We start from the raw sequence: 12,154 nt of genomic DNA on the forward strand, positions 1-12,154 counted from the left end.
ACGTATCATGATAAACAGTCGAGGTAAACGTGTTGTCCGTGAGGCTGTTTTCTTATCCTTTTAGCTAGCAATGCCAGCCAAAAGGAGTTATAAGAGTTAATCAAGGCGGTGTCGGGCAGCCCAGCTTCCAGCATCCAGACACGGACACTCTTTGGGAGTAGTCCCAGGCAAATCCCGATGCCCTACAATCTTCGCTTTCGGAAAGAGAATCTTCAGATTTCTGAAAAGATCCACGAGTCTCGTTTCCTGCTCAGCGGTCATGGTGTTGCATGGCTTGCCATGCTCATCCAGACCACCTTCATAGCAGATGCCGATAGAACATCTATTATAAGGTCTGGCATGCGCCCCTACCTCCAGTAATTTACGGTGCTGCGTCATCGTACCATCCTTTCGGATATAGAAGTGATAGCCGATATCATAAAAGCCACGGGCCTTATGGTCACGTCTCAGCTGTTCCACACTATAGTCCTGATCGCATCGGCTAGCCGAGCAATGCAGCACCAGAAATTTGATAGAGTCGGCAGACATCATGTTCTTGCCATCCTCCACTTTGGCGAGGAGCATGCGCTCTGAGCGCACCTTCTCCCCACCAATGTTCATAGGAAATGTATCTTTAGTCATAAGATTAATTCTACATTAAACATTAAACATTCAACATTGCACTTGTGCACGAGCTTACCCCCAGTGCCGTGAGCGCTGCAATCAGTGCTTGTACGATGGCATTCACGATTTGAGTCCATGAAATCCGGTTCGGATTTGATTCAGAGTTAGAACGAAACATTTTCATAATCAATGATATTTAAAAGTGAAACAATAAGTTAAGGGTAAGCAGTGCCTCCCTTTTTCAGAGGCAAGGCACTGCTAAGAGCGACTATCCCATGTTGCCGTCTGAACCAGCATCAGTTCCGTCGCCATCGGTACCGCCGCTTTCGCCGCCGTTCTCGGTGCCACCACCTTGAGTGTTATCACCCTTGTCAGATGGCTTGGTGTCAGGATCAGTAGTACCGTCAGTAGCTCCGTCCTTCTTCTCTTCACCATACTTCACAAGTTCGATGGAACCAGGAAGCAGGTTGTAGATACGGCTGCCATTCTGCAACTTGGTGAAAGAAGGACGGAAGGCAGGAACAAGACTCTTCACGAGTTTAGCGTTCGCCTTATTCACATCTTCTACAGCTTTGCCGGTAATGAAGCGGATGTAGAGCTTGCCGAATCCGAGCAATTCGATGTCGTAACCCTTCTTCAGGTTCTCCTTCACGTAGTAAGCATAGCGGTCGAGTACCGCTTTGACGTCTGCAGGAGTAGCTGTAGACTCCACAGCGATTTGGTTAGCAACCTCCTCGGTGGTCAAGGTTCCGTAACTGTACGGTCTAACAGAAAAGAGTGTCTGACCCTTCTTTTCACCCATGTTAATGGTCTTCTTTGCAACTTTGTAACTCTTACTCATAATTGTAATTCTATTAAGATATTAATACTAAATATGTATGCATCACTCCGAACAAGGACTTCCGAGTGTACCCAGGTGTTGAATTCTTCACTCATCACTCTTCGTTCTTCGTTTAGCTGGTGCAAAGATACAACATTGGCGAGGCGAAAGCAAATGCCTTCACTGACGTTCACCATCTGTTTACTACTCATTCACGATACGTTCACTTTTAATAAAAATCATAGCAATGGAAGATAATAATAAGGCAAATATCGTCTTTAATATTTCTGGCGGTAACAACCAGATTCTGCCCAATGCTATCAAGGCTGAGCAAAACTTTTATGGCGACAAGTACATAGAGGAGATGATGAAGACCAAGAACCAAAGTCAGAAGCCTGTCCTCTCACCCGAAACAACCCGTCTCTCCTTATATATTAATAATGTGGAAGCATTAGCAGAATATATAGCCAAGCTCTCTGCATGCACCAATGCCAAGGAATTGGCACAGGTGGTGATGGATATGGTGAATGATACAGATGTAAAGGTTGACCAAGATATTATGGTGAAACAGGAGTTCATCGAAGTCTTACAGCCCTTGGCACCACAGGTTACTACAGGCATCAGTAATATCCGCAAGTATATCAATGAAGCTTGGTATAAGTGGAAATGATCACCAATGAAGTAACGTAAGGAAAAATACTGACAAAAGGCACTTTTACGCACTCCATAATTTCAGAATTTTCAATGAATCCAAATTCGTTTTGTAGAATTGAAAATACACTATGATTTGATAAATGCCTGAAAATCAACCGCATATGAAAATGTAAAATATGATTGGTCTCTTAAAAAACTATAGTCGTACGACTATGACCCCTATAGTTGTACGACTATAACTCCAGAGTTGTACAACTATAGCATGTATAGTCGTACAACTGTAGCTTTACAGTCGTACAACTATAGGATTTTCAACTCGCAAAACTTGCGGATTATGGTCAATTGCTGCTGAAAATTGGCTTTTATTGATTCTAGATGGTTAATTTAGTATGGAGGATAAATATTTGTACATGATACGAAAGGCACAGGAGTTCATGAATGAAAATCACTTTGCCGACGTCTCCCGTGTGCAATGTCTGCTACGCAAGATGATGTCCAAGGAGTATCATGGCCTCATCGATCAAATCAAGGAGTGTCAGGATCCTCATGTCATCTTCAATATTCACGGAGGTAACAATCTCATTGCGCCCAATGCCAGCCAGGCAGAACAGAAAGTGGTGGAGAAACCTGCTGACGAGTTAAAAAACAAGATAAGAAACAATCAAGAAAGAAGACCTATGGACTTACAAGTACAACGATTTTCAGATATCGATCTCAATGATTCCTTTTTCGATTCATTGAGAGCCAGCTATCCGGAGTTTAATGAATGGTATAACAAGAAGGCTGCAGCAGGAGCCACAGCTTATTGCTATTATGTAGATAACGAGTTGAAAGACTTTCTTTATTTGAAGATAGAGGAAGAAGAACTTTCCGACCTTACCCCAGTGCTTCCTGCCAAGAAACGCCTGAAGGTGGGTACCTTCAAGGTGGACAATGAAGACCGACATACCACTCGTGGTGAGCGTTTCATGAAGAAAATCATGGATATGGCGATAGCTGAAGATGTAGATGAAATCTATGTCACCATGTTTCCAACAGAAGAGTTGCAAGGGTTGATTCGTATGTTTGAGAAATTTGGCTTCTCTCATATTGCAGACAAGCCACATGAGGGCGGTAATGCGGAATATGTATTGATAAAGGATATGACAACCCATGTTGATGACTTCAAACTCGACTATCCTTTCGTAAAGAAAGCTAGTTCAAATAAATATGTACTTTCTATAGTCCCAGAGTTTCATACGCACCTCTTCCCAGACTCCATCTTGAAGAATGAAAAAAAATATGATCTCATCCAAGATGTATCTGAAACCAATAGCATCTATAAGATTTATCTCTGTTGGATGCAGGATACACGTAAATTAAAGGCAGGAGATAAACTAATTATTTATCGGACCTCTGATGAAGAGGGAAAAGCGTACTATCGTAGTGTTTGTACATCGGTATGTACGGTATGTGAGGTAAAAACATACAGAGACTTTGAAAATGAGGAAGAATTCATAAAATATACCAATCGCTATTCTGTATTCAAAGAACATGAATTGCGAAGATGGTACAAGTACAAAAACAATTTCATCGTCATTAAGATGGTGTATAACATAGCCTTCACCAAGAAGGTAATCAATATGGTAATGAAAGAGCAGGTTGGTTTGAAGCCCAAGTATTGGGGATTCTTTAAACTTTCCGATGCTCAATTTGATAAACTATTGGAATTAGGAGAAATAGATGAACGTTATATTATCGATTAAACCAGAGTTTGTAGAGAAAATCTTTTCTGGGGAAAAGCAATATGAGTACCGTAAGGTTCTCTTCAAGCAAAAGGTGGATACCGTATATATCTACGCCAGCCGTCCCATCAGCAAGATAGTCGGTGAGTTCAAAATAGACGAAATCCTTTGTGATACCCCAGAGAATATCTGGAAAGAAACCAAACGCCAATCTGGCGTTACCCGGAATTTCTTTGATAAATACTACAAGGGAAGGGAGAAGGCAGTAGCATTGAAGATAAAGGAGTGTAAGGAATATAAGGAAGCTATCAATCCCGAGTCTTTGATACCAAACTTCAAGGTTCCCCAGTCGTTCATCTATGCAGAAGAAAAGATTACTCATCAAACCAAATAGGTCAAATATCTGCGTCATCAGCGCAGTCTGCGTGAGATTTAACACCTCAGACCGAGCAGGTCAAAAATCAGTGTAATCTGTGCAAGATTAGAGCAAGAAGCAAAATCTCCTCCAAAAGTTTGGTAGTTTCAAAGAAAACCCTTATATTTGCAGGCAAAAAGGAGACATAATAATGAAGACAATAGATCAGATTTTGAAAATAAAGGCAGTAGTGCTTTACATTCTGAAAGCATTCCCAGAAGGAGTTGATTATATTCATCTCTTTAAGGTTATGTATTTTGCTCAGCAAGATCAGTTGAAGGAATATGGATTGCCAATCATTTACGATACCTTTGTAGCAAGAAAGCATGGTCCTGTACCAGCTTTAACCTATAAGGTGTTGCGTGGTATTGAAGGCAAGGCAGACCTTTCTTCGCCAGAATTGAAGGATTTTGCAGATTCATTGAATATAGCTATCTCTCAGGATGGGCATCAGCTTGTTCTAGCTTCCAAGAATGCGGAATGCGATATGGATGAACTGTCTGTAGCTGATGTGAAGATGTTGGATAAATGGATAGAAAAGTGCAAGGATGTAGAATCCTTTGACCTATCTGGCAAGTCACATGAAGACAGAGCTTGGAAACGTGCAAAACGTCAGGCAGACAAAACAGGTGAGGACTCCAAGATAACCATGTATGATATGGCAGCTGCGGCAGGAGCAAGCAAAGACATGCTATGTGTAATTCGTGACCGTCAATCAGTTCAAAAAGCATTGTCATGGATTTAAGGGAGTTGCAGAAATCCTATCTTGATAATCTTCGTAAGGTTACCGAAGATAAATTAGAAATAGGTTCGTTGGTACGAACGGTTATTTCTATAGAAGAAGGTTTGGTTTTCAAGGATGGAAGAAAGCAGAAACCAAAGAAGTTAGTAATTATCGGAGTAGATAAAGTGAAAAAAGTATGTTATGGTTCAGTATTGGTTAATACAAAAATGAGTCCTAAGGCAGCTTATTCTGATTCTTTTCTTTCAGCCCAGTATCTTCTTCATCAAACAGATTATCCTGAATTCTTGAAGTATGATAGTTTTGTTGATTGTGGCATGCTCTTTTCTATCCCATTAAAGAAATTGATGGAAGGAGAGTATTTTGGAACTTTGACCACCCTAGATCTCCAAGGAATCTTTGAGGTTCTTAAAACAACCGAAACTCTTACTAATAAAGAAAAGAAGAGATTTGGAATTTTATAAAGTATTCTTCCCCATTCGAGTGGCGACAAGTGCAGAGCGATACTGCAATGAGGAACTATTCTGGTGGCCCCAACCATCCATTCTCATGAGCCCCAATCTGCAAGCTGTAGTAAGGCGGTCCCATCCCGCACAATATGGCGAAGACCGCTTTGGTCCGCCAACCTTAGAGCGTAGCGGTTCTGAGCACCGGAGGGCGGTTACATCCTCTCGTTTCTGAGGAAAGAGAGGCTTGGTGAGAAAGGTGGAGCCTTCCTTAACGGTAAAGAAGGTTTCTGTCCCCCGGGAACGGGGGAACCGAAGGGGGGTAAAGACCATTGAGGGTAGGTTTTCGAAAATCTTATAATAAGAACAAAAATTAAACCAAAAACGATGAATATAGTAAAAACAGAAATAGAAGGCGTTCTCATTATAGAGCCACGCCTCTTCCGTGATGCTCGTGGCTACTTCTTCGAGAGCTTCAGCGAGCGAGAGTTTGAAGAAAAGGTTGCCCCAATCCTGGGATACAATGTTCACTTCTGCCAAGACAACGAGTCCATGAGCAGTTATGGCGTGATGCGAGGCCTGCACTTCCAGCGCCCACCTTATACCCAGAGTAAGCTGGTACGTTGCGTAAAAGGCAGAGTGCTTGATGTAGCAGTAGACATCCGCAAAGGTTCTCCTACTTATGGCAAGCATGTGGCTGTAGAGCTGACAGAAGATAACCATGTACAGTTCTTCATCCCAAAGGGCTTTGCACATGGATTCGCTGTTCTTTCTGAAACAGCCGTCTTCCAGTACAAGTGTGATAACTTCTATCATCCTGAGGCTGATGGAGGCATCAGCATCCTCGATGATTCCCTCGGCATTGATTGGAAAATCCCAACAGAGCATGCCAATCTCTCAGAGAAAGATACGAAGCATGCAATGCTGAAGGACTTCGATTCTCCATTCGATATCAATGTAGATTTATACAAATAGAGTCTTCCTTTCATCAATACTTATAGAAGAATCCTAATGTGGTATCCTTCTTTCTCGACCGTTTCGAGGAAACCTATTCTCGAATCAATATAAAAGACTTGGAAGAATCCATAGAATGGATAGGCTATGCCGTTAATGATATGGATAACACCATTTCGGAGATTGACTATAACGACCCCATGACCTTCTTCGATATAGAAAAGGTGTTGGGAAAGGTAATCAGTAAAGAGCTGAAGTGTAATTCTCTTAACTGATTCTTTCTCTAAGGTTGATAAGCCTTATATAAAGAAGATAATTGAGGTGAATGCTGATAAAGCTAACTTGCAATGGTATGTAAGCGCTTATTCTGATACAGATCATGATAGGGCTTTAGATTGTCTTGTCTCATTAGGGATACCAGAATCAAATATACATTTTAAATCAATGGCAGAATTCTTGAAGAGTTCAAGCTTTCATTAGATGTGAAACTAATATGGTCAATCTTTAGGATTTCGGATAGGTTCACCCTAAAAATGATACAAAATGACCATTTCAAAATACTGATAGGTGTAATTGTTTAGATATAGTGGTGACTCTGTATCTTAGTTATACTTTGCTTATTTTGAACTTGTTGCTATGAAAACTTTCGAAAATTTATACATTTTATTTAGAATAACTATAAAATTAATAAGAAATATTAGAAAAAGTTTTCATATTTGATGGAAATGTTGTAAATTTGCTGCATGAATTATTAACTGATAAAATATAAGTTGGAATTTTAATTCCAATTATCGACAATATGATATGGAACTATCTGACAGAGTAAAATATAAAAAAAGTCTTGCTGATTTAACTGATCAATTGAACCGGTCAGTGAGTTCTTCAAGTACTGATATCGTTATCGCATTATCTCGCAAAGGGCCTAGGCTTTTGGAGTTCTTGAAAAGAAACTTCCATTTGAAGCCTATGAATGTTGTGACAGAGCATGCTCTGCCTTTTCTTTTCGATAAAATTAACAATGATAAGGAGAATAAATATCGTCTCTTTATAGTTGATGATGCAATCTATTTTGGTTCATCCATTTTGGGATTGAAGGAAGAAATCGATATCTATATAAGTGCTTACGGATTAAACAATCGTGTTGAAATTGTCGGCATATATTCTTGTATAAAGGATAAGGAATCTATGGATTTTTCTTCCATACCTGTTTATTCTACTAGTGATATACGTACAGGTTATGGACACTTCTTTGTAAAGAATGTGATGAAAGATTTGCAAAGCTTAGGTAAGTCCTTGGAAGTTGAGTTTCCTGCCGTAAAATATACTTTGGGTCAGACTGTAGATTCAGAATCCTTAAAGCAGCAATTAGTGTTTGCTTTTGGAAAGAATAAAGTTTATAGTATAGATAGATGTGAAGGTATTGAAAGTATATCGGTCATATTGTCTGATGTGCAGGAAAGTACTTTCAGAAAGTTTCGTGTATTTTTACAAGGTAATACTATAACTGTAGTTACTATAGCTCCAGAATTGGTGACAACCAATTTCGATATGTTTAAATATGTCGTTTTTGGCAGTAATGAACAAGTTAATCGAGCCTGGAAAAATGTTATCGAAAAATTGACAGATGTATCGAAATACCTAGAAGGTAAGGCTGTTAGTACCAGAAATTTGATGCGTACGGCTGTTGTTCTATTGAACTATTTTTCATCATTAGATACATTTTGTTATTATAGAAAGGAATTTGAGGATGCTATTGGTAATATGCATGCAGGTCATTTGCTTCAGAAAACTATAGATTGTGGGAATCTGCTCAATATTCTTGGAGAGGGAGATGATGTAACCTCAATTATCTCTGCTTGGAGTGAAGCGATTACTGATATTGCTTATAAAACGAATCCAAATATTGATACAGAAAAGGGTCGAAAGCAATCCATTGCTTTTGAATTGCCTGTGTTGGCAGATTTGGAAGCAGGTAGATTAGAGAGAACCAATCTTACTCAATTGTTGAATTGTAAGATGATGGAAGAAGCTTTATCTGCTATGTTCTTCAATCAGACATTGATGATAGAGCGATGGTCACGTGGTCTGAATCTAAATAGACAGGAACGTCTTCGATTTGGTTATACATTCTCGTATATATGGCAGTTTATTTGGGACAATGCTAATAGACTGAATACAGACCAATTATCCCAGACTATAATGCATCATTGGGTAGATGTACAGATTGATAATGGCAGTATTGTTCCGCAATATATTATAGACCATGCAAGCCAGCAATGGATTCGTGTCTTTCGACCTGGGGAAAACGAAGATTTTACCATAAGTCATCTTGGAAGGCTGGTGGTTCATGTCATCCAGAAAATGGCTTTGGATATAAGCGACAATGCTATTGTCGTTAATAGAAGAAATCTTCAAGGTATCTTGGCTGTTATCTATGATAAAATGGCGGATCAGCTGAACGAGGAAGAATGTAATAACAAGTTATCGATAGATAGAAGTCATAAGTTATATTATCGTTCTGATGATCTTATCGATGTTTTGATACGGATGTTTATCCTTACAGAAACGCCAGATGGCAATATCTCGTTACATGCCCGAATTTGTAATAATGAATTCTCTAGGAACACAACCCTTAGTCAGAATTTGGTCTTGAAGATAGATGAGTTGGTAAAGAACATTTTAGAAGAAGCAGGATCAGATGGAAATGATGTTCATCTGGTATATAGTAATACTATCAATTATTTTCTATCTAATTTGATTACGATAGAGAATATCAAAAGGGATTTGCGTGATGTCGGTGATTTTATGGGTAATGCCATAAGGTCATTGATAAAGTTGCATGATCAAATAAATGATTCAAGAATGTTGGTGGCCAACGGCAAGCGCGAATATGAGGAAAACTTGTCTTGTTATGAGATGAATTATCATGTTTTACAAGATGCAGATAGATATGAATTGTCTGTAGCACTTCTGCCATATTTATGGAAAGTTCGCCAGATTGTCCATTTAGAAAATATATTAATTATATTATATTTTGCTGATAAGGAAACAATGAATAGTTATATCTCTATGCTGGAGAATGAGGGATTTGTCCATGAGTTGAATACCTGTGAACTATTAGATTCTCTAAAGGTATCGCAGGCCTTTCATGAAAATGTGGGTAAAGATAAAGTGATTTTATTGAAACTATTAGGTTACCTCAATAACGTAATCTTGAACTTTTAAGTTATATAGTAATGATGCATCCATCTTGTTTGTTAAAGGTGGAAGAAAAGTTAGCACAAGAAAAGAATGCCATTTTAGTGAATGTTATTCGTAATCTTTGTGCTAACTATTCTGATTCTTTGCGAATGAAAGATTTGAAACTTGCAACAAAAGAGTTCGAATCAGATATTCCCAAAGACTGTCGCCTAAAGAAATTATTATTTCATGATTTTCGTACCTATCCTAGCAACGATGGTCATGATAGATATGGATTGAGTTTTCAAAACAAGTTTAAAACTATTTCTTCTTTTTTGTTTTTAGGTAAGAATGGCTCAGGAAAGAGTACCCTATATAATGCTCTGCAAAAAATCTATTTAGGTTATTCTGACTATGCGGCAAAAATTAATCAAGAAGAAAATAGGTATTTGACATTTGGTTTTGGCAATGATAAAATAAAAAAAGAGAAGTCATGGACGCTTAGTTATCTCTTGGCTTCAGATAAAGAAGATTTTAGAATAACAAATGCAAGTAAGTTTGAGACTTTGGCTGTACCTGCATTCTTTTGTTCTGATGTAGATGTTGATGAACTTAAGGTGTCTGGTAATAACATCTTTCATTGGGTCTTAAAGCAGATGGGGTATGAGCATTTGGATAGCTGCATAGACAAAATAGATAAATTGCTCCATAATTTAAATTCTCAGTTGGATTCTTTGACAGATGGCAAATCTTTGTCATATTCTGAGTACAACAGCTTGTTTTTGGCTGTTCTCAATTATGAAGAAAGTGATTTGCAAGAGATCGAGAACGGACAAAGAGAAGACTTGAAACATATACAGGAACCACATCTGTTCAAGGAAATTTGGAGTAAGATTAAGCATTCTGAAAGTAAGGAAAAGTATGAAGGAGGTTTTGTCTTATCCATACCGGTAAGTTCAGGTCAGCAACAGGAATCACTTGCTTCTGATGATACGCAAAATAAAATATTGATTAGGTTGTATCAAAAGTTGTATCAGTTGGTTAAGGGGCGGGAAGGAAATGACTGGAAACTTAATGTCCTTTTTTCTTTGAAGGATGAACAGCGACTTACAACGCAAGATAATGGAGATGACAATAGCAATGAAGAGCAACTAATTCAGAATATAACCCTTTTGAATGATGCTAAAAGATTCTTCTGCAATCTTCAAGGTGAACTTATTAAAACATTTATTGATACGTATGGTGAAGGCATATTGCAGATTTTATCTTTCTATTCTTGCCATAATGAAAAGTTTTCGTTTGATTACAAGGAAGATTTACAAGCTCTTAAAGTAAATATTCATGTTTCTTTAAAAGGTAACTATGATGCAGAACCTCGTGATTATTTTAATGAGTTTCGTTTCAAGTTATATTGCGTTACAATGAAAACAGCCATCTGTTTTAATTGGATGTTGGAAAATAGAATATCTCTTCCTATTGTTATAGACGATGTATTCAATGCCAGTGATTTTGAAAATAGTTTGAAGTTGGAGCATTTCGCTTATTCTTTAAAGTTATCCTATAATGAACATGTTCTGTTAAATGGTTTTCTTATACCTCTTCAGTTTATTATGATGTCTCATGACGATTTGGTTGTCAATGCCTTTTTGCGTGGTTATCAAGGAATATGTTGTTCTGACATTGCAAAGTTAAAAGAAACTTATTTCCCAATATGTACGGCTCGTATTTATCGTTTAGAAGAGATTGATGAATATTATAGTCTGGTTGAAAATTCTGAAACATTTAAAAATATATATCAATATGTTTGAAAAAGATGAGAAAACCTTGGTGAAAGCTATAGGTATTATTCTTGTTTTTGTCTTAGGGGGACTGGCTTCGACCTTCTTTGTTACGGCGATTAAGCCAATTTCTGGCAATAGTCAGTTTAGTCGCACTATAATAACTTATAATGATACTGTTTGTGCTAATGATACAGAGAAATATCTTGACTATTTTCAGCGGTTAGATTCCTTAAACGATGTTGTAAGTAACGTTCGGGACCAATATCAAACGGATATTAGTATCGGAATAGACAGGTTAAATGGATGGGTGGGATTTTGGCTTGCCATATTGACTTTAGTATTGTTGTTGGCTGGAATCTGGCAATACTTACAGGTAAGGAGACACGAACAAGAATGGGAAGAAATAAAGGAAAAGAATGAGGAACTCACATCAGAATTAGAGGAAAAAAAGAATAAGTTAGAAGATAAATTAAACCAAATTGAACAGCATTGGTTAAATATTCAGCAGCAGGTAGATAATGTTCAAGGAAAGATTAAACTTGAAAATACCATGTTTAACTTACTGCGAACGATGTCTGCTTTCAATGATCCTATGATGTTGTTGACTGATGATAAACGCAAGCCTATCATATTGAATTATTTACGGAAGTCTAGAATGTTGTTGCGCCGATACTTGGAAACTTTTACTAATGATGCTATTTCTGATGACGAAAGTTTTGTCATAGGATTAATGTTGACTAATTATCATATAAATATATGTCGTTGTCAAATGTTATTTGACTAAAGTTTCGCAAGTGAAAATTCACAAGCGTGATTTAACGTAATTTTGGAATAA

At 37.9% G+C, this 12,154-nt stretch carries 13 protein-coding genes; 10 read left to right on the forward strand and 3 right to left on the reverse strand.

All coding sequences use genetic code 11. From position 1 onward, the window contains the following. Positions 1-96: 96 nt before the first annotated feature. The 3 genes from KSW37_RS14125 to KSW37_RS14135 all read right to left on the reverse strand — a co-directional run bounded on the left by KSW37_RS14125 (position 97) and on the right by KSW37_RS14135 (position 1,444). On the reverse strand, positions 97-621 hold the full coding sequence (locus KSW37_RS14125) for an N-acetylmuramoyl-L-alanine amidase (protein ID WP_217314972.1): 525 nt from the start codon (positions 619-621) through the stop codon (positions 97-99). A 22-nt stretch (positions 622-643) separates the two neighbouring features. Then, positions 644-787 carry a smalltalk protein gene (locus tag KSW37_RS14130; RefSeq protein ID WP_217314973.1) on the reverse strand — a complete coding sequence of 48 codons (144 nt, stop codon included), beginning with the start codon at positions 785-787 and terminating at the stop codon, positions 644-646. A gap of 84 nt (positions 788-871) precedes the next feature. Further along, the gene (locus KSW37_RS14135; RefSeq protein ID WP_217314974.1) at positions 872-1,444 is read right to left on the reverse strand and encodes an HU family DNA-binding protein; all 573 of its coding nucleotides are present in this window, start codon (positions 1,442-1,444) and stop codon (positions 872-874) included. Between the two features lie 226 nt (positions 1,445-1,670). Here KSW37_RS14135 and KSW37_RS14140 point away from each other — a divergent pair, with 226 nt between their 5' ends. The 10 genes from KSW37_RS14140 to KSW37_RS14190 all read left to right on the forward strand — a co-directional run bounded on the left by KSW37_RS14140 (position 1,671) and on the right by KSW37_RS14190 (position 12,103). Next, positions 1,671-2,093, forward strand: coding sequence for a hypothetical protein (locus KSW37_RS14140; protein ID WP_217314975.1), 423 nt, complete (start codon positions 1,671-1,673; stop codon positions 2,091-2,093). Between the two features lie 394 nt (positions 2,094-2,487). Then, positions 2,488-3,822 (forward strand): N-acetyltransferase, encoded by a 1,335-nt coding sequence (locus tag KSW37_RS14150; protein WP_254368678.1) that lies wholly within the window; start codon positions 2,488-2,490, stop codon positions 3,820-3,822. After that, positions 3,800-4,195: an ASCH domain-containing protein gene (locus tag KSW37_RS14155; protein ID WP_217314976.1), complete on the forward strand. Its 396-nt coding sequence runs from the start codon at positions 3,800-3,802 to the stop codon at positions 4,193-4,195. The genes KSW37_RS14150 and KSW37_RS14155 overlap by 23 nt, the downstream gene beginning before the upstream one ends. A gap of 172 nt (positions 4,196-4,367) precedes the next feature. Further along, on the forward strand, positions 4,368-4,961 hold the full coding sequence (locus tag KSW37_RS14160; protein ID WP_217314977.1) for a Panacea domain-containing protein: 594 nt from the start codon (positions 4,368-4,370) through the stop codon (positions 4,959-4,961). Next, a complete protein-coding gene (locus KSW37_RS14165; RefSeq protein WP_217314978.1) occupies positions 4,952-5,422 on the forward strand; it encodes a hypothetical protein in 471 nt (156 codons plus the stop codon). The genes KSW37_RS14160 and KSW37_RS14165 overlap by 10 nt, the downstream gene beginning before the upstream one ends. Positions 5,423-5,791: 369 nt before the next feature. Further along, positions 5,792-6,379, forward strand: coding sequence for a dTDP-4-dehydrorhamnose 3,5-epimerase (gene rfbC / locus KSW37_RS14170; protein WP_217314979.1), 588 nt, complete (start codon positions 5,792-5,794; stop codon positions 6,377-6,379). 38 nt (positions 6,380-6,417) lie between these two features. Continuing rightward, entirely contained in the window at positions 6,418-6,633 is a 216-nt protein-coding gene (locus KSW37_RS14175) for a hypothetical protein (RefSeq protein WP_217314980.1), read from the forward strand. 529 nt (positions 6,634-7,162) lie between these two features. Further along, positions 7,163-9,583 carry a hypothetical protein gene (locus KSW37_RS14180; protein WP_217314981.1) on the forward strand — a complete coding sequence of 807 codons (2,421 nt, stop codon included), beginning with the start codon at positions 7,163-7,165 and terminating at the stop codon, positions 9,581-9,583. An 11-nt stretch (positions 9,584-9,594) separates the two neighbouring features. Next, positions 9,595-11,346 (forward strand): hypothetical protein, encoded by a 1,752-nt coding sequence (locus KSW37_RS14185; RefSeq protein ID WP_217314982.1) that lies wholly within the window; start codon positions 9,595-9,597, stop codon positions 11,344-11,346. Continuing rightward, positions 11,339-12,103, forward strand: a complete 765-nt coding sequence (locus tag KSW37_RS14190; protein ID WP_217314983.1) for a hypothetical protein — start codon at positions 11,339-11,341, stop codon at positions 12,101-12,103. Before KSW37_RS14185 ends, KSW37_RS14190 begins: the two co-directional genes overlap by 8 nt. Positions 12,104-12,154 lie beyond the last annotated feature (51 nt).

Source organism: Segatella copri (assembly GCF_019127135.1).
Taxonomy (GTDB): domain Bacteria; phylum Bacteroidota; class Bacteroidia; order Bacteroidales; family Bacteroidaceae; genus Prevotella.